At 72.6% G+C, this 16,521-nt stretch carries 14 protein-coding genes; 6 read left to right on the top strand and 8 right to left on the bottom strand.

All coding sequences use genetic code 11. From position 1 onward, the window contains the following. The first annotated feature begins 234 nt into the window (after window positions 1–234). Window positions 235–1,005: an oxidoreductase gene (locus J2X68_RS25625; RefSeq protein WP_310434925.1), complete on the top strand. Its 771-nt coding sequence runs from the start codon at window positions 235–237 to the stop codon at window positions 1,003–1,005. A gap of 220 nt (window positions 1,006–1,225) precedes the next feature. Here the strand turns inward: J2X68_RS25625 and J2X68_RS25620 are convergent, their stop codons facing one another. Together J2X68_RS25620 and J2X68_RS25615 are read right to left on the bottom strand one after the other, a co-directional pair. Further along, window positions 1,226–2,143, bottom strand: coding sequence for a LysR family transcriptional regulator (locus J2X68_RS25620; protein ID WP_310434924.1), 918 nt, complete (start codon window positions 2,141–2,143; stop codon window positions 1,226–1,228). A 222-nt stretch (window positions 2,144–2,365) separates the two neighbouring features. Beyond that, complete coding sequence (locus tag J2X68_RS25615) at window positions 2,366–2,971, bottom strand: flavodoxin family protein (protein ID WP_310434923.1); 606 nt, start codon at window positions 2,969–2,971, stop codon at window positions 2,366–2,368. On the opposite strand from J2X68_RS25615, the gene J2X68_RS40320 reads away from it, so the two are divergent. Continuing rightward, on the top strand, window positions 2,892–3,833 hold the full coding sequence (locus tag J2X68_RS40320; protein WP_399040805.1) for a sigma factor: 942 nt from the start codon (window positions 2,892–2,894) through the stop codon (window positions 3,831–3,833). The genes J2X68_RS25615 and J2X68_RS40320 overlap by 80 nt on opposite strands. Here the strand turns inward: J2X68_RS40320 and J2X68_RS25605 are convergent. Beyond that, entirely contained in the window at window positions 3,745–5,370 is a 1,626-nt protein-coding gene (locus J2X68_RS25605; RefSeq protein ID WP_310434922.1) for an alpha/beta fold hydrolase, read from the bottom strand. The two genes, J2X68_RS40320 and J2X68_RS25605, sit on opposite strands and share 89 nt — an antisense overlap. A gap of 14 nt (window positions 5,371–5,384) precedes the next feature. Further along, window positions 5,385–7,016, bottom strand: coding sequence for an alpha/beta fold hydrolase (locus tag J2X68_RS25600; protein ID WP_310434921.1), 1,632 nt, complete (start codon window positions 7,014–7,016; stop codon window positions 5,385–5,387). Window positions 7,017–7,689: 673 nt separating this feature from the next. Between J2X68_RS25600 and J2X68_RS25595 the strand changes: the two genes are divergently transcribed. Beyond that, the gene (locus J2X68_RS25595) at window positions 7,690–8,115 is read left to right on the top strand and encodes a hypothetical protein (protein ID WP_310434920.1); all 426 of its coding nucleotides are present in this window, start codon (window positions 7,690–7,692) and stop codon (window positions 8,113–8,115) included. A 62-nt stretch (window positions 8,116–8,177) separates the two neighbouring features. Further along, the gene (locus J2X68_RS25590) at window positions 8,178–9,011 is read left to right on the top strand and encodes a DUF4436 family protein (protein WP_310434990.1); all 834 of its coding nucleotides are present in this window, start codon (window positions 8,178–8,180) and stop codon (window positions 9,009–9,011) included. 121 nt (window positions 9,012–9,132) lie between these two features. Here J2X68_RS25590 and J2X68_RS25585 read toward each other — a convergent pair whose 3' ends face one another. From J2X68_RS25585 to J2X68_RS25575, 3 genes are all read right to left on the bottom strand, one after another. Continuing rightward, a complete protein-coding gene (locus J2X68_RS25585; RefSeq protein ID WP_310434989.1) occupies window positions 9,133–9,531 on the bottom strand; it encodes a MarR family transcriptional regulator in 399 nt (132 codons plus the stop codon). A 285-nt stretch (window positions 9,532–9,816) separates the two neighbouring features. Beyond that, window positions 9,817–10,677, bottom strand: coding sequence for a TIGR03620 family F420-dependent LLM class oxidoreductase (locus J2X68_RS25580; protein ID WP_310434919.1), 861 nt, complete (start codon window positions 10,675–10,677; stop codon window positions 9,817–9,819). A gap of 51 nt (window positions 10,678–10,728) precedes the next feature. After that, window positions 10,729–11,478, bottom strand: a complete 750-nt coding sequence (locus J2X68_RS25575) for an SDR family oxidoreductase (RefSeq protein WP_310434918.1) — start codon at window positions 11,476–11,478, stop codon at window positions 10,729–10,731. A gap of 433 nt (window positions 11,479–11,911) precedes the next feature. On the opposite strand from J2X68_RS25575, the gene J2X68_RS25570 reads away from it, so the two are divergent. After that, a complete protein-coding gene (locus J2X68_RS25570) occupies window positions 11,912–12,697 on the top strand; it encodes a zinc-binding dehydrogenase (protein WP_310434917.1) in 786 nt (261 codons plus the stop codon). Between the two features lie 243 nt (window positions 12,698–12,940). Here J2X68_RS25570 and J2X68_RS25565 read toward each other — a convergent pair whose 3' ends face one another. Then, complete coding sequence (locus J2X68_RS25565; RefSeq protein WP_310434988.1) at window positions 12,941–14,368, bottom strand: PHB depolymerase family esterase; 1,428 nt, start codon at window positions 14,366–14,368, stop codon at window positions 12,941–12,943. A 400-nt stretch (window positions 14,369–14,768) separates the two neighbouring features. Here J2X68_RS25565 and J2X68_RS25560 point away from each other — a divergent pair, with 400 nt between their 5' ends. Continuing rightward, window positions 14,769–16,220, top strand: coding sequence for a tannase/feruloyl esterase family alpha/beta hydrolase (locus J2X68_RS25560; protein WP_310434916.1), 1,452 nt, complete (start codon window positions 14,769–14,771; stop codon window positions 16,218–16,220). Window positions 16,221–16,521: the final 301 nt, after the last annotated feature.

The raw sequence follows: 16,521 nt of genomic DNA, 5'->3' as shown, positions 1-16,521 counted from the left end.
CCGGCCTCCTGCGCCCGTCGCGGGCGGAGGAGGGCGGACGTACGCCATAGGAATCGCCTATGGGGGTCTGCTGACATTCCATCTTTGCCCCTCCTTGTTTTCCGGACGTAGCGTGAAACGGCTCGATGAGGTGCCCATCGCGATTCCTCCACGGATTCGCGCTCTGCGCACCTCACTTCTTCCTTTTCGAGCGGACGCGTACGCAAGGCTTACCCAAGCGAGAGGGCCGGTGGAATGAACACGATGGAGCACGGATCGGGAAAGGGAGAACTCGCCGGAAAGCGGGCTCTGGTGACGGGCGGTTCGCGTGGAATCGGCGCGGCCGTCGTGCGTCAACTGCTCGCCGCGGGCGCCGAGGTCCTCGCGACCGCCCGGTCGAAGCCGGAGACGGTGCCGGAGGGCGCCGCCTTCGTGGAGGCCGATGTACGCACACGGGCCGGCGCGACAGCGGTCGCCGAGGCCGCGCACGAGGCGTTCGGCGGGGTGGACATCCTGGTCAACAACGCGGGCGGGGCGCGGCCGTTCCAGAACGCCTCGGCCATCCCCGACGAGGAGTGGCAGGACCAACTCGACCTCCATTACCTGGCGTCGGTGCGACTGGACTCGTTGCTGACTCCGGGGATGCGGGAACGGCGTTCGGGTGCGGTCGTGCACGTCTCCACGGCCGCCGTCCCCACCTCGGCGCCGCCGTTCCTGCACTACACGGCCGCGAAGGCGGCGCTGCAGAACTACAGCCGGGGACTCGCCCTGGAACTCGCCCCGTTCGGAGTCCGGGTCAACGCGGTGTCTCCCGGCCGGACCGCCACCCCCGGCGGCGAGGCGACGCGGGAGCTGTGGGCGCGCCTGGACGAGGGGCCGGGCCAGGACAACACCACCCCTCCGCTGGGACGCGACGGCCGGCCCGACGACATCGCCGACGCGGTGCTGTTCCTCGTATCGGACCGGGCGAGCTGGCTGACCGGACAGAACCTCACCGTGGACGGCGGCGAGTTCCCCGTCGGTTGAGGCTGACACCGGCGTTGACGTCGCCGAAGCGAGCCGGGGCCCGGGCCAAGAAACCCTGGAGAGCACGATGCCCGAGGCCTCCGACCAGTCCACGGCGGAACGGGTCGCGGAGAAACTGCGCGGCGATCCGGAATTCCGGAAGAAGTCGCCAGGGCGGTGACGTACCCCGGCCGTCGACACCACCTGCACCAAGGCGTCGAATCAAGCGTGGACGGCGGCGTCACCCAGTGGTGAGCAGGCCCTGAGCGTCACCGGCAAAACCGGTATGAGGCCAGGTCTCCTGGCGCAGAAATTCGAGCAAGGCCATTTCCGCCGGGCCCGCGCCGGGCCGGATCGCGGCGATGGTGGGCATCGAAACAGCGGGGAAGACGGGACGCGTGAGGTGCTCCAAACCGGGGAGCACCGCGGAGGTCGGAACGAGCGTGACACCCAGCCCCTGGGCGGCCCAGCGCACCGCCGTCGCCGTCTGGGAGACACGGGCGACCGTGGCCGGGGCCAGCTCGTTGTCCCGCAGGACGCCCCGCAGCACACCGTCGAGCGCGCTGCCGTGGTCGAACCTGATCCACGGCTCCCGCGCCAGTACGCGCAGCTCGACCCGGTCCGCGGCGAGCTGCGCGTGCTCGGGACCCAGCACCACCACGAATTCCTCGTCGCCGAGGTGGTGGCCCTCGTACAGGCCCTCCCTGCACGGCCCCGCGATCAGGCCGAGGTCCACCACGCCCCGGCGCGCCAGCCGTTCCAGTTCGGCCGGGTTCGCCTCCTCGAAGACCGTGATCTCCAGCCGCGGGAAACGGCGGCGCAACGCGCTCAGCGCGCCCGGCAGCTGCCGCGTGCCCAGTCCCATCTGCGCCGCGACCACCAGCTCGCCCTCCAGCTCGTCGGCACCGGCCCGCGCCGTCGCCTTCGCCCGCCGTGCCGCCCTCACCGCGACCTCCGCGTCCCGCAGGAACGCGCGACCTACCGCGGTGGGCACCAGCCCGGTCGGCGTGCGGGCGAACAGCGTCACGCCGAGTTCCCGCTCCAGGCCGCGGATCTGCTGGGACACCGACGGCTGGGCGACGCGCAGCAGCTCCGCCGCCGCCGTCACCGACCCCTCCTCGGCGACGGCCAGGGCGTATTCGAACTGGCGAAGGCTCATGGGCTCCCGTTCCCTCCCCGCAGTGGCGCTCGGTCCACCCCGTTGTGATCGTGGGCAACCCGGTTCCGCCGACGGAGATTCCCCGTGCGTACGATCCTGGCCGACAACAGGTCCCGGGCCGGGCGCGGTTCGGTCCTCTCGTCCTGCGTACCCGGCCACGGGACGCACGCGCCGCGGCAAGCGACGCGACGACCTCACGTACGTGCCTCGGTCCGGTCGAGCTCAGGACGGCGGTGCGGGCAGGGGCATCGCGTTGAGGGCGCGTGCGGCGTGGACGAGGTTGGAGGCCATCGCCCGGCCCGTGGAGGTGGCCCAGTCGTGGCCGCGGTTGTCGTCGAGGTAGTCGGGGCCGGGGCCGGGACCGAGGTGCCAGTAGGTCCAGGCCTGGCCGGGGATGGTGAAGCCGATGTCGCCGAGGGCTCCGCTGATCTCGCTGATGACGTGGTGCGCGCCGTCCTCGTTGCCGGTGACCAGGACGCCGGCGACGCGGTTGTAGGCGACCGGGCGCTCCTCGTCGTCCGTCTCGCTGATCAGGGCGTCCAGGCGTTCCAGTACACGCTGGGCGACCGAGGACGGGCGGCCGACCCACGTCGGCGAAGCGATGACGAGGATCTGTGAGGACAGGATCTTCTCGTGCACGCCGGGCCAGTCGTCGCCGTCGCCCATGTCGGTCTCCACGCCCGGTTTCAGGTTCAGGTCGACGGCACGGACGACCTCCACCTCCACTCCGTGGCCCTTCAGTGCCGCGATGACGGTGTCGGCGAGGGCCTCGGTGTTCGAGGGCTGCGGGGACGGCTTGAGAGTGCAGTTGATGACGAGTGCGCGCATGGACCCACAGTTCCCGCAACGGCGGCTTCTGAACGGCCTCCGTGGACATGTTCACCCACCTTGTCAGGAGGCCCCGCCGGCGCTCGTCGCTTGGCAGGGGCACGATCGTCCGGCCGTTCAACCGTCCGGCCGTCCAGCCCGGTGGCTGGTGCGGTCGAGCAGCGGCAGGGCCTCCTGCAACGGGCGGCGGCCACGACGGTCACAGGCGTGGCCAGCCCCGCCGAACAACCCGGCGTGGCGCCTGCGCCCCCCCCCGGAGATCACTCAAGGGACGACTCCCGGTGATGAGTTTTCGCGCCCGCGCCCGTCACACCTGCGACGGGACAGGGCGAGGCGGAAGGATGACGTGATGAGTGCGGACACGCGGCTGGAGGAGCTGGATGTGAGCGGGCCGGGCGAGGTCGACGAGCCGCAGTTCCCGGCGCTCGCGGAGCGGCACCGGCGGGAGCTGCACGTGCACTGCTACCGGATGCTCGGGTCGTTCGAGGACGCCGAGGACACCGTGCAGGAGACGTTCCTCCGCGCCTGGCGGCGGCGGGAGACCTTCGAGGGGCGGTCCACCTTCCGGGCCTGGCTGTACCGGATCGCCACCGACGCCTGCCCGGACCTGCTCGCCAAGTGCCGCCCGGAGCCTGCGACCGGCGGCGAGGTGCCGTGGCTGCGGGGCGTGGCGCCCGCGCCGCCGGCGGCAGCCGCACCGGCCCGGTGGTGGCGGCCTGTGCCGCCGGGACCCGCAGCCGCCACCCTCTGGGAGGCTGCGGGCCCCGGGGGGCTTAGGGCGCGATCTCGAACTGCGGCGGCTGGAGTCCCGCCAGGCACCTGGTGTCCGGCGCGGTCGGGCGCGCGAAGAACGACGTGGTGATCGTCTGCGCGCACACCGAGTCGGCGAACACCACGTGGGCGACGTAGGGGACCGTGACGGCGGTGGAGCGGCTCAGCGTGCGGGCGACGTACGCCCCGTTGCTCGGCGCCGTCTGGGCGTCGAACCCGCCGGACAGGGCGAGGGTCGGGATGTCGCTGCGGGTCACGTCCCGGATCCACGGAGGCGCCGGGGGGACGTCCCAGGCACGGCAGTCGTCGTGGAGCCAGGCGAGTTGCGGGGCGTTGGCCAGCATCGACCGGGGGAACGACGGGAACGCGCGGCGTCCGCCCCGGACGATGTCGGCCCGGCTCTCGTACGGCGTCCACTGGCTGCAGAAGATGCCGTAGACCAGCCCGTGGGCGACCCTTCCGATGGCCTGCGGGCTGTACTTGCCGCCCGCGAGCTGCTCGGCGATCCGCTGCGGGTTGCCGTGGGCCAGCTCGTCGATGGAACGCGGCACCCCGGCCGCCACATGGGTGGCCGAGGTCAGCCAGGTGACCAGGTTGCCGCCGTCCAGCACGACCTTCACCGGCTCCGGGTGGACCGGGACCGTGACGGTGGTCGTGATCGGCTCGGCCTCCAGCTCACTGACGAGACGGAGGAAGGTGGCCTTCAGGTTCGGGTAGCGGGTGTTGCAGGCGGGCTGTTCCGCGCAGGCCCTGAACAGCCCGTCGAACCCCTCGCGCGCGGCCTTCCAGGTCACGGCGCCGCCGGCGATGGACGGCGGCAGGACGCCGTCGATGCCGACCGAACGGATGCCCTTCGGGTGCAGGCGCATGTAGTTGAGCGCCAGGTGGGTGCCGTAGGAGATCCCGAAGACGTTCCACTTCTTCACCCGCAGTGTCTTGCGCAGGGCGTCGTAGTCGGCCGAGCTCTCGATGTCGTTGTAGGCGCTGCGGTCGGCGCCCTTGGCGTCCACGCGGTCGCGGCAGGCCCGGGTCGCGTCGACGTGCAGCCGCCCGGTGGACGGGGCGTTGGAGACGAGGCCGAGGGCGCGGGCGTTGAACCGGTCGATGTTCGGACAGGTGAGCTCCGGGTCGGCCGAGTAGGTGCCGCGCTGGGACATGAAGATCACGTCGCGGTCGCGGTTCAGGTGGCCGGCGAGCGCCATCGGGATCTCGGAGACCGCGTCGTCGCCGGGGCCGCCGGCGAACCAGACGATCGGGTCGGGAGCGGGACTGCGGCTCTGCGCGGGCATGATCGCGACAGCGAGGGTGATCTTGCGGCCGCCGTGGCTCCCGTACCCCTCTGGCTCCTCGGGTCCCTTGGTCCGGGAACGTTTCTCGGGCACGGTGAGGGTGCCGCAGCGGGCGCGGGCGAGATCGGGGACGGGGTCCGCGGTTCTGGGGCAGGGGCCCGGTTCGAAACGGGCGTCGCCCACCGTGCGGGCGACGGTGCCGATCGGGCCGTCGGCGCCGGACCCGGCGTGTGCGGGCATCGCGGCGAGGCCGACGACGAGGGCGCCGGCCGTGACTTTGGCCAGCGTTGCCGGGAGCCGTCGCGCGGGGTGCCGGCTGAGTGTCGTACCAGGGGACATCGTGCGTACTCCGGTCAGGGGACGATGGTGAACGGCTTGGGTTCGACTCCCGGCACGCAGCCGGTGTCGGGCGCGGTCGGCCGCGCCAGGAAGGAGACCAGGACCGACGCGGCGCAGGGCTCCTGGGGCACCACCCAGTGGGTGATTCCGGGAATCACCACGGCGGTCGAGCGGGGCAGCGTACGGCCGGTGAACGGTCCCCAGCTCGCCCCGGTCTTCGCGTCGAAGGTTCCGGTGATGATGAGCGCCGGCAGCTTGCTGCGGGTGGCCACGCGCTGGACCGCGGTACGGTCCGGGACGTTCCAGACCCGGCACAGGTCGTGCTCGAAGGGCAGCTGCGGCGCGTGGGCCAGGACCGAGTCCGGCCATCCGGGGAAGGCCCGGCGACCCGCCTTCAGCACGTCGCGCTTCGAGAAGCCCGGAACCCACTCGGCGCAGGCCACCGAGTGCGTCAGACCGTGGGCGAACTCGCCGATGGCGGGCGTCGCGCCGGCGGCCTGGGCCCGCGCGAGGCGCTCAGGATCGCCCGCGGCGAGTTCGTAGAGCGCCGCGGGGACGTCCACCGCGGGTACCAGCCGGCCGTCGGCGACCAGCAGGTTCACCAGCGTCCCCCCGTCGAGGACGACCTTCACCGGGGTTCCGCCGCCGGGCGGCGGTACGGTCAGCCTCAGGGGCTTCGCCTCCAGCCGCCGGACCTGCTCCGTGAGCGTGCGGGAGAGGTGCGGGTAGCGGGACTTGCAGGCGGGCTGGGCCTCGCACGCCGCGAAGATCGCGTTGATCCCCTCCTGGGCGCTGTCCCAGGCCCACGGCAGGCTCACGATCTGCGGCGGCACGACCGAGTCGATCGCCAGCGAGCGGACGCCCTGGGGGTGCCGGCGCAGATAGGTGAGGCCCAGGTCGGTGCCGTAGGAGTAGCCGTAGACGTTCCACTTCTTGATGCCCAGGGCCTTGCGCAGGGCGGCGAAGTCCGCGGCGTTCTCGGTGGTGTTGTAGGCCTTGAGGTCGATCCCGTCGGCCGTCAGACGGTCCCGGCACGCCTTCGCCGCGCGTACCAGCCCTCGTCCGGTGGACGGCGCGTCGTAGGGCAGGCCCACGGCGGTCGCGTTGAAGCGGTCCATCTCCGGGCAGGCGAGGCTCGGCTGCGCGTGCAGGGTGCCGCGCTGGGCCACGACGATCAGATCGCGGTCGCGGTTCACGTGGGAGTCGATCAGGAAGGGGATGGCTCCGAACGCGTCTCCGCCGGGACCCCCTTCCATGAACACCACGGGGTCCGCGGCCCGCGCCTTCGACGCTGCCGGGATGATGGCGACGGCCAGCCGGACGGTCCGTCTCCCGGGGTGTTCGCGGTTCTCGGGGACCTCCAGGAAGCCGCACCGTCCGGGAACCGGCTCGGGCGTCCGCGGGCAGGGTCCCGGCACGAACCGCGCGGGATGCCGCGGCGGCGGTCCGCCGGCGGGCGGTGACTGGGCGCTGCTCGGTGCGGTCCCGACCGCGCCGAGGACACCCACGCACGCGGCGAGGAGGGCCGCCTTCGTACGCGCCCTCCGGCCGAACCGTGGAGGGGAGTGCCGGGCCCGGCCCCGTAGGGGTGTCCCGGTCCTGGAGAGGGAGGGCAGGGGCCCGGGACCGATGTCGTGCTCCGCCATGTGATCTCGTCTCTCTGACGCCCCGGCCACTCCGGTCGGGGGACGGTTGGCATGGCTGCGCCCCGCCGCATGGCCGGGCAGGGCGCGTACGCCAGCCTGCGTTCGGGCGACGGCCGCCACCACTCGTCGCCTCCACTTGGAGCAGCCCGCCCCACCTCGCATCGCGTGCTCCCCGGTCACCCGGATCGGCCGGTCTCCCGGCGGCTGCTCGGCTGCTCGTCCGGTCACTCGGTCGGCCCGGTACGGAGCCTCCTGGCTCCGGCGGCGGTCGCGTCGCTCAACCGAACGCCCGAGGCAGCGGCACGCGCGTCGTTGCCGCCGCCTCGTCCGCGTGCACGTCCTCGGACCACCCCGTAGCGTGGATCATGTGCGGTCCGTGAACCCGGCCTCGCCGTCGGCCGGGAGGCCCCGTGACGGTCGGCAGGGGCGCGGGATCCCGTCCGTGACTGTCGGGCCGGGAGCGGAGCCGCAGGGCAGAGCGCACCCTCCTCGTCGGGCCGTTCGGCCGGCGGCGTGTGCCGATCGCTCCGGCGACTGGGCAGGGTGCCGACCGACGCCCCGGTACGGCACCTCCCGGGAGCGGCGCAGCCGCAGCGGACCGACCCTGCCCTCCGGACTTCGAGACGGCACTGAGCCGACCGCGTTCCAGGTCGCGAAAGCAGGTGGTGTGTCGGTGAGTCGGACGGTGTCGGTGAGTACGGCCGCGGGCGCGAGGGCTGTCGTCGTACTGGCCGACGTGGCGCACCCGCAGGCCTGCGCGAGCGGCGACGACCCGGAAACGCGCAGTGCCGAGGTTCTCCGGGAACGGGTGTATTCCCCGGACGGGCCCGGCTGCCGCGCAGCCGGGCCCGTCCGGGGAAGTGTCGTCCGGGAGGCGGGGGGAGGGCAGGCCGATCTGACGGCAGGGCGCGCCGTCACCGCGAAGACGCTCCTCGCCGGCGGCAAGCCGTTCCCGGCCTTCGTCCAGCAGGAGTTGTTCACCTCGCTGGATCCGCGCACGATCGTTGCCCCGGCAGCCGCCGTCACCGTCGTGTGCGACGCGGATCCACCCGACAACTTCCGGGCGGCGGACCAGCTGCTCGACATCTGGACCGAGTGATGCGTCCGGGCCGCACGGCGCCTGCCGACGCGCCCCGCCCACGACGTTCCGGGCGGTCCGTCCTGCCCGTGCTCGTCGCCGTCGCGTTCCTGATCGTGGTCGCGGTGGCCGTGGGCTCCTGGCTGCAGTACACCGAGCGCCAGGCGGTCGACACGGTGCACACCGCCGGATCCGCGGCCGCCGACCGGGTGGACGTGGCGGCCGTCGTCCAGAGTGTCGACGCCGCGAGCAGAGAGCTGGTGCTGCGGGTCTGGGTGACCCCGCGCGGAACGCTCGGCGAGGCGGGCGGGGCGGCACCGGTGGCCGACCTCAGCCTCCAGACCTCGGGGGCGACCCTCGGCGACCTGGAGTTCGCGGCCCACGAGCGGCTCGCCGTGAAGGACGTACAGGTGGCCCTCGCCGGCGGATCGATCAGTGACTACCCGTTCGACAGCTACGCGACCGACATCGCGTTCCGGGCGCGCCTGGGCGGCAAGCAGGTGCCGGTACGGATGCTGTTCTCCAACAACGACACGCTGTTCTCGGTCTCCGTGCACCCCGCGGCCTCCCGGCAGGAGGCCGTGGTGGCGCTGGAGCTGGCGCGATCGGCCAGCCTGCTCGTCTTCGCGGTCTTCATGATGGCGGTGATGTGGGCGCTGGCGGCGTCCGTGCTCCTCGGGGCCTGGTACCTGACGACCGGTGGTGAGGGCCTCGTCTGGCCCGGCCTCGCCTGGATGGCCGCCACCCTGTTCGCCCTCGCCGCGTTCCGCAACACCGCCCCCGGCACACCCCCGATCGGCTGCGTGCTGGACTGGTTCGCCTTCCTCTGGGCCGAGACCGTCATCGCCCTCTGCCTGGTCACCGTGGTCGTCACCGGCGTCGACAAGGCCGTCCGGCAGGACGTGGCGCCCCCGTAGTGGCCGCGCCGCTGTGGACGGGCGCTGTGACCGCACCGGTGCGCCCGGGCGCGGCGGTTGCGGCGCCGGGATGTGCGGTGACGTCCGACGGACCTGACCACGCGGTGCCGGAACAGTCCGCCTACGGCGTCTCCAGGCGCTCGATGACCGTGTCGGTGATCTCCGCCAGCAGTGCGGTCTGGCCGGGTGTGAGGTGGTCCAGGAACAGCCGTCGGACGTCTTCGACGTGATGTGGGGCGGCCGCCTCGATGGCCGCGCGGCCGGTGGCGGTGATGATGACGAATGCCCCCCGTCCGTCGTCGGCGCAGTCCTCACGCTCGACGAGACCGCGCTTCGCCATGCGCGACAGATGGTGCGAGACCCTGCTCTTCTCCCACCCCAGCACCTTCGCGAGTTCCCTCATGCGCAGGCGGTCGTCCGGGGCCCGGCTGAGCTCGGCGAGGACGGTGTAGTCGGTGGCTGACAGTCCGAACTCGCTCTGCAGGGATCGGCCGGCCTGATTCACCAGGAGATCGTGCATCCGCAGGACGCCACGCCATGCTCGCTCCTCGACAGGAGTGAGCCAGCGGGTTGCTTCGGTCATGGGGCCACCCTAGGGAAAGGTTGACGATTCAGCCACCTCCTGTCCATGTCACCCCTGGCCATGCGGGGGAGCGGCCGCCGACGGGACGGCGCGCGTCGTGAGGAACCATGGCCGGGGGCGCACGCCCGGCGCCGCCGGGTCGAGACGCTGCGTCAGGTTGTGTCCGCCCGTCGGGTGGTGTCCGCAACGCGGCCCCGTCCGCTCCCGGCTGCTCCGGGCCGGTCAGCGGACCAGCGGAGCCAGTTCCCGCCACTCGGCGCGCGGCAGCCCGTCGCGGGGACTGATGGCGTGCAGGGCGACGTGGGTGGCGCCCGCGTCGAGGTGTGCCCGGACCCGGGCGTCGATGGAGTCGACCGTGCCCCGGGCGACGACGGAGTCGATGAGGCGGTCGCTGCCGCCGTCGGCGATGTCGTCCTGCGAGAAGCCTTGGCGCAGCAGGCTCTTGGCGTAGTGCCCCATCTGGATGAAGGGGGCGAGGAAACGTCGTGCGGTCGCCCGGGCGCGCCGCGGATCGCCGTCGACGACGACGGCCTGGTAGGGCGCGAGGAGGGGATCGGCTCCCAGGGCGGCCCGCGCGGTGGCGGTGAAGTCGGGAGTGACGAGGAACGGATGGGTGCCGGCACTGCGATGGGCGGCGAGTTCGGTGAGCTTGGGGCCCATGGCGCCGACGAGCCGCTCGTCGGCGGGGACGGGATCCGGAGCCGCGTCCAGGCGGTCGAGATAACCGTCGAGCGCGGCCAGCGGACGGTACGTCCCGCCGGCGCGCTGGGCGGCGGTCGCGTCGCTGACGCCGACGCCCAGGAGGAGGCGGTGGCCGTGGTCCTTGCGCAGCCGCGCGTGGCCGACGGCCATCTCCTCGGCCGGGTGGCGCCAGATGCTCAGTACGCCGGTGGCCACGACGGTGTTCTCGGTCGCGCTCAGCAGGCGCTCGGCGTCACCCAGGATGTCGCCGCCGCCCAGCCCGGGAATCCACAGGGCCCCCCACCCCTGGGAGTCGAGCTCGGCCGCGGCGTCGGCGATCTGCGCGCCGTCGCGGTGCAGACGCAGCTCCGGACTCCAGATGCCTGTCGTGCCGATGTTCATCACCAGGTTCCTTCCGTTCGGTGTCCCGCGGGGTGGGGGTGTCGGTGCGGGTCAGACCTGGTTGGCGCCGCCGTCGACGAACATCTCGGTGCCGGTGATGAAGCTGGACTGGTCGGTGGCGAGGAAGAGGGCGAGCGAGGCGACTTCCTCGGGCCGGCCCATGCGGCCGAGGGGGACGCCGGCGGCGAGAGAGTCGCGCAGCTGTGCGGCCTGCTCCTCGTCGGGGGCGAGTCCGTTGAGGCCCGGGGTGGTGATGGGGCCGGGCGCGACGGCGTTGACGCGGATGTTGCGGGTGCGGAGCTCATTGGCCCAGGTGCGGGCGAACGAGCGGATGGCGGCCTTCGAAGCGCCGTAGACGCCGAAGGCCTCGTTGCCCACGCCGGCGGCGGTGGAGCCGGTGAGGAGGACGGAGGCGCCGTCGTTGAGAAGGGGGAGAGCCTTCTGGACGGTGAAGAGGACGCCCTTGACGTTGGTGCCGAAGGTGGCGTCGAAGTGCTCTTCGGTGACCTGCTCGAGGGTGGCGAATTCGCCGCCGCCGGCGTTGGCGAAGAGGACGTCGATGCGGTCTCCGTGGTCGGCGACGGTCGTGTAGAGGCGGTCGAGGTCGGCGAGGCTGGCGCTGTCGGCCTGGACGCCGATGACGTCGCCGCCGATCTCCGCGATGGCCTGGTCGAGGGTGTCCTTGCGGCGGCCGGTGATGTAGACGCGGGCGCCTTCCTCGCGGAAGCGGCGGGCCGAGGCCAGGCCGATGCCGCTGGTGCCGCCGGTGACGACGACCGTCTTGCCGTCCAGCTGTCCCATGGTGTGCTCCTTGATCGGGTGGCCCGGGGACCACCGCTCCGTTCAATGTTCAATCAACGTAACTCCAGAAAGATGACACGTCAACTAGTGGGCCGACACCGCTCCCGCGGGAGCAGTGACGGGCGCTGAGCGGGTGCATGGTGCGGCGGCTGCGCGCGTGCCTGCGAAAAGGGCCTGAAGGGGTGCTGTCGCTGAGCGGCGCGCGCCATCCCGCGGGTGTGGCGTCGGGGCCACGGTGCGCGCGAGCACCGCTTGGAGGGCGAAAGTTATATGATGTGTCAACCAAAATGGCCGTGTGGGAGAGAGGTGTCGGAACCATGCCGAACGCCGTGGTGATGACCGGATACGGGCCGCCGGACGTGCTGAAGTGGACTGCGGTGGCGATGCCCGAGCCCGGGGACGCCCAGATACGCATCCGGGTCCGGGCGCGGGCGTGGGTCCGACGGACCTGGCGATCCGCGCCGGACGTCTGTCGTTCCCCCTGCCCGACACCCCTGTCCTCGGATACGAGGCCGCGGGCGTGGTGGACGCCCTGGGACCCGGCGTGTCGGGGATCGACCTGGGAGAGGAGGTGGCGGTCCTGCTGCTCGACCGCGGCGGCTACGCCGAGTACGCCGTGGCGTCGATCTGGGCGCGCAAGCCGAGCGCGGTCTCCTGGACGGACGCGGCGGCCCTCACCAGTTCCATGGAGGCCGCAGCCGGAGTGCTCCGCCGGCTGCGAGTCCGGCCGGGAGAGACACTGCTGCTCCTGGGCGGTGGTGGCTCGGTCGGCCTGATCGCCACCCAGCTCGCGGTGGTCCGGGGTGTCCACGTGATCAGTGCCGTCGGGGAGCGGGACGAGGGCGTGGCCGCGGAACTCGGGGCGGTGCCGGTGCGGTACGGCGAAGGGCTCGTCGAGGCCGTCCGCGCCTGGGGCCCCGTGGACGCCGTCTTCGACGCGGCCGGCAAGGGCGGACTCGCCGACGCGGTCGTCCTCGCCGGAGGACCCGAGCGCGTCGTCACCCTGTCCGACCCGAGGGCGGCGGATCACGGTGTCGCGCTCTCGGTGCCCACGGCGGATCGCGCTCCCGGCGCCCTGGACGAGGGCTTGTCACTGCTGGCCGAGGGACGGTTGCGCCTCAAGGGACGCAGGATCATGCCCATGCGGGACGCCGCCGAGGCGCACCGCCTGCTGGAGAGCGGAGGGGTGCGCGATCGCATCGTCCTCACCCTGGACTGATCGAGGGACCAGCCCGACGGCCCGGTCGGACGCCTGGTCCTCGTGGCTGCGGTCGCCGACGCTCGCGACGCCCTGGGGGCCGCCCCGGCCGGGCGAGGACAGGGCGCCGGAGGAGCGTCCCGTCGCCGTCCGCCGTCGGGAGGGTGACGGGTGCGCACGCCGAGGCGCTGAGGACGCCGGCTGCGCCGCCGGCGTCCGGGAGTACGCGGTGTACCCGAGGACGCCGGCCGCGCGTGAGCGGCCTCAGGCCGAACAGCCCGCGTCGTCGACGACGTAGTGGCCGGGCGCCGTCTGCTTGAGGGTGTGGACCGTGAACGTGTTCCACAACCCCATGGCCTGACCGGAACCCTCGGCGTAGGTGTAGCCGCTGCTCTGGTAGGCGCGTCCGGCGACCGTGTGGCGGTAGTTGTCGGCCGTGTGGCAGGTGGGCGTGAACCCGGTCGTCGTCGCCTCCACGGCAGGGGAGGCGCTGCCCGCCGCGCCTGTCCGGTCCACGGCCGCGACTGTGTAGCGGTACGTCGTGCCCGTGCTCAGGCCGGTGTCGGTGTAGGAGGTCGACGAGGTGCTGCCCACCGCCGCGCCACCGCGGAGGACCGTGTACGAGGTCGCTCCGTCGACCGCTTCCCAGCCGAGGGAGACGCTGGTGTCGGTGGTCCCCGTGACCGTGAGCGCGGTGGGCGCGGGCAGCGTGCCGGTGTCCTCGTCACCGTCCAGCCCGAAGAAGCGGGCGGTGTGATAGCTGGAGCAGATGGTGTCGAGGTAGTAGGCGCCCGTGCTGCCGCACTGTTCGGCGCCGCTGCCCGGGTCGACAGCCAGCCCGTGGGCCATTCCGGCGACGGAGTAGACTTCGACCGCGGGACGGCCGAGGCCGTCGTCGTACACGCTCAGCGTGGTGCTCCCGCCGAGGCTCTGCGTACGGGAGGGTGTCCGGCCGATGCCCCACACGTTCGTCCACTGATCACGCAACTCCGTGGCGTTGGCGGGCTGCACCGTGGTGTCGGCGGTGCCCTGCCAGATCGCCACCCGCGGCCAGGAGACCGTGCCGGCCGGAGCGGCGGCACGCACCAGATCCCCCCACTGGGCAGGGCTCTTGTCCGGCGGGCTGTACATGCAGGTGTAAGCGGTGGACACGGTGGTCGCGCAGCGCGCGGGCAGTCCGGAGGCGATGGACCCGCCCGCGAAGACGTCGGGGTAGGCGGCCAGCAGGTTCGCGGTCATGGCGCCGCCCGCGGACAGGCCGGTGATGTAGACCCGACGGGTGTCACCGCCGTACAGCGAGACGGCTCTGTCCACCATCTGCTTGATCGACAGCGCCTCGCCCTGACCGCGTCCGCTGTCACCCGGCTCGAACCAGTTGAAGCAGGAGTTGGCGTTGTTGGCGCTGCTCGTCTGGGGGAAGACCAGCGCGAAGCCGTAGGCGTCGGCGAACTCGGGCCAGCCGGAGTGCGCGTAGTAGTCGTTCGCGCTCTGCGTGCAGCCGTGCAGGGCGACGACCAGCGGGGCGCCGGACGGCAGTGCGGCGGGCGCGTAGGTGAACATCGACAGGTTGCCGGGGTTGGTGCCGAATCCGGTGACCTGGGTCAGGCCCGCGGCGGACGCGGGAGGGCTGGCTGCGAGCAGAGCGCCGGTCAGCGCCACGGCTCCCGCGGCGGCGGTGACCCAGCGGCGCATGCCTCTGACGAGGCTCCGGGAGAAGCGGAACGCAGGATGCGACTGACCCATGACGACTGCCTCCTGATGTGTGGGGACGCTTCGCCCACCGGCGCGGACAGGCCCGGTGAAACGGCGTGGCACGCATCATCGGTGCTCGCGCGCCGGCGTCGGCATGGGTGGGACAGCCATGAGTGGCGCGAACCCGTGTGACGGCGGGACATGGCCCGGCCACGGCAGGTCGGGTAGGACGAGAGCCTCCGGGCCGGAACATCCCGGGAGCGAAGCCGATCCACCGTTCGCCGGGTGGTGTTCGCCGCCATGCCGACGCCCTGGACGGTGGGTGGCAGCCCCATATCTCACGGTGAAGCCGCGCCATAGCCTCCCGGGCATCCCCGTACGCCATCACGGAGGCCCACCCATGCGTCTCTCCCCCCGTCCCTTGCCACGCCCGTGGCGGCTGTGTGGCCCCGCGGCCCTCGCCCTGGCCGCCCTCACGCTCACCCCCGTGCCCGCCACGGCGACACCGGCGAGCTCGTATGACGGCCACTGCTCGCAGCTGTCCCGGGTACGCGTGCCAGGGGCCGAACACCAGGAGGCCGCCTGCCTGGACGACCTGACCACGACGGGGACGGCGGCCACCGGCCACACCGATCCGGCCGACTGGGCGGGCCTGACCTCCAAGGACCTCTCCGTCCCCAGCGGGGTGCCCGGCGTCCAGGTCGACGGGTACTTCCCCGATACCTCCACCACCAACACCAACCACGGCTGGAACCACGACGCCCAGTTCGTGATCCGCCTGCCCGACCGGTGGAACGGCGGCCTGGTGGTCGCCGGCACCCCGGGCAACCGGGAGCAGTACGCCAACGACCGGGCCATCGCCGATGAGGTGCTGTCCCGGGGCTACGCCTACGCCGCCACCGACAAGGGCAACAGCGGCCTCGCCTTCTACCGGGACGGGAAGCACCCGGGCGACGCCATCGCCGAATGGAACGACCGGCTCACCCAACTCACCCGTGCCACCCGGGCCGCGCTCGTCCGTCATTACCACCGGCCGCCGTCCCGCACGCTCGTGACCGGCATGTCCAACGGCGGCTACCTGGTGCGCTGGCAGCTGGAGAACCACCCGGAGCTCTACGACGGGGGAGTGGACTGGGAGGGCACCCTGTGGCGCTCCGACGGCCCCACCGTGCTCGACTTCCTGCCCGCGGCACTCCGCGCCTACCCGGTGTACGCCGCCGGGGGAGCGGAAGCCGACGCGGCACGTGAATCCCTGCACACCGCGGGCTTCCCGGCCGGATCCGAGTTCCTCTGGCCGTACCACCACAAGGTCTACTGGGACCTGACCCAGCGCATCTACCGCGAGGAGCTGGACCCCGGCTTCGACGGCCCGACCGAGGCGGGCACGCCCTACTGCGCGCCCGGCACACCGGCCTGCGACGCCGACTACGACTACGCCGCCCGCCCCCGCGAGGTCGCGAGGGCCGTGCAGAAGATCGCTCTGACCGGCCGGATCGGAAAACCTCTGATCACCCTCCACGGCACCCTGGACGTCCTGCTGCCGATCGCACAGGACTCCGACGTCTACGCCCGCATGGTGCGCCAGGCCGGCCGTGGCGCACTGCACCGCTACTACCGCATGGCGGGCGGCACGCACACGGACGCCCTCTTCGACCTCTACCCCGACCGCCTGCGCCCGCTCGCACCCTGCCACCGCACGGCCTTCACCGCCCTGGAGAACTGGCTCACGACGGGACACCGCCCGCCTGCCTCCCGCACCGTCCCGATGCCCGCGGACGCGGACCCCGCGACCCTGCCGAACACCTGCTCCCTCGACACCCGCCCCGAGACCGCCCCTCCGACGACGCCCTGAACAGCCCTTGGCCGAACGGCAGTCGAGCCGACGGCGGCTCCGGCCCCGAGAATCGGCCGTGCCGAGCCGTCGTCGGGGCCCTGCCCGGTGACACACCTGAACCCGCGTGCGGTCCAGCCTGCCAGCACCCGTCTTCGGCGTGCAGGGCTCGCGTCAGCCACTCCAGTTCCTCAGTCGCCCCGGAGGGAGGAATTCTGTCGGCGGACACGGGCGATGAACCTGCGGTGGCACGCGGCCCCGCCCCGCCTCGTCCAGGAAGTCCGTGCCGATCCGTTCATCAGGGCCGTCTCCTCAGCGGTCG

The sequence above is a fragment of the Streptomyces sp. 3330 genome, assembly GCF_031456635.1.
Classification (GTDB): Bacteria; Actinomycetota; Actinomycetes; order Streptomycetales; family Streptomycetaceae; genus Streptomyces.
This window is presented reverse-complemented; position numbering and strand designations above follow the sequence as displayed.

What these genes read in the sequence shown, in the direction of transcription:
- J2X68_RS25625 (WP_310434925.1), top strand. Translation starts at nt 235, where the DNA reads ATGAACACGATGGAGCACGGATCGGGAAAGGGAGAACTCGCCGGAAAG.
- J2X68_RS25620 (WP_310434924.1), bottom strand. Translation starts at nt 2,143, where the DNA reads ATGAGCCTTCGCCAGTTCGAATACGCCCTGGCCGTCGCCGAGGAGGGG.
- J2X68_RS40320 (WP_399040805.1), top strand. Translation starts at nt 2,892, where the DNA reads ATGACGGTGTCGGCGAGGGCCTCGGTGTTCGAGGGCTGCGGGGACGGC.
- J2X68_RS25615 (WP_310434923.1), bottom strand. Translation starts at nt 2,971, where the DNA reads ATGCGCGCACTCGTCATCAACTGCACTCTCAAGCCGTCCCCGCAGCCC.
- J2X68_RS25605 (WP_310434922.1), bottom strand. Translation starts at nt 5,370, where the DNA reads ATGTCCCCTGGTACGACACTCAGCCGGCACCCCGCGCGACGGCTCCCG.
- J2X68_RS25600 (WP_310434921.1), bottom strand. Translation starts at nt 7,016, where the DNA reads ATGGCGGAGCACGACATCGGTCCCGGGCCCCTGCCCTCCCTCTCCAGG.
- J2X68_RS25585 (WP_310434989.1), bottom strand. Translation starts at nt 9,531, where the DNA reads ATGCACGATCTCCTGGTGAATCAGGCCGGCCGATCCCTGCAGAGCGAG.
- J2X68_RS25580 (WP_310434919.1), bottom strand. Translation starts at nt 10,677, where the DNA reads ATGAACATCGGCACGACAGGCATCTGGAGTCCGGAGCTGCGTCTGCAC.
- J2X68_RS25575 (WP_310434918.1), bottom strand. Translation starts at nt 11,478, where the DNA reads ATGGGACAGCTGGACGGCAAGACGGTCGTCGTCACCGGCGGCACCAGC.
- J2X68_RS25565 (WP_310434988.1), bottom strand. Translation starts at nt 14,368, where the DNA reads ATGCGCCGCTGGGTCACCGCCGCCGCGGGAGCCGTGGCGCTGACCGGC.
- J2X68_RS25560 (WP_310434916.1), top strand. Translation starts at nt 14,769, where the DNA reads ATGCGTCTCTCCCCCCGTCCCTTGCCACGCCCGTGGCGGCTGTGTGGC.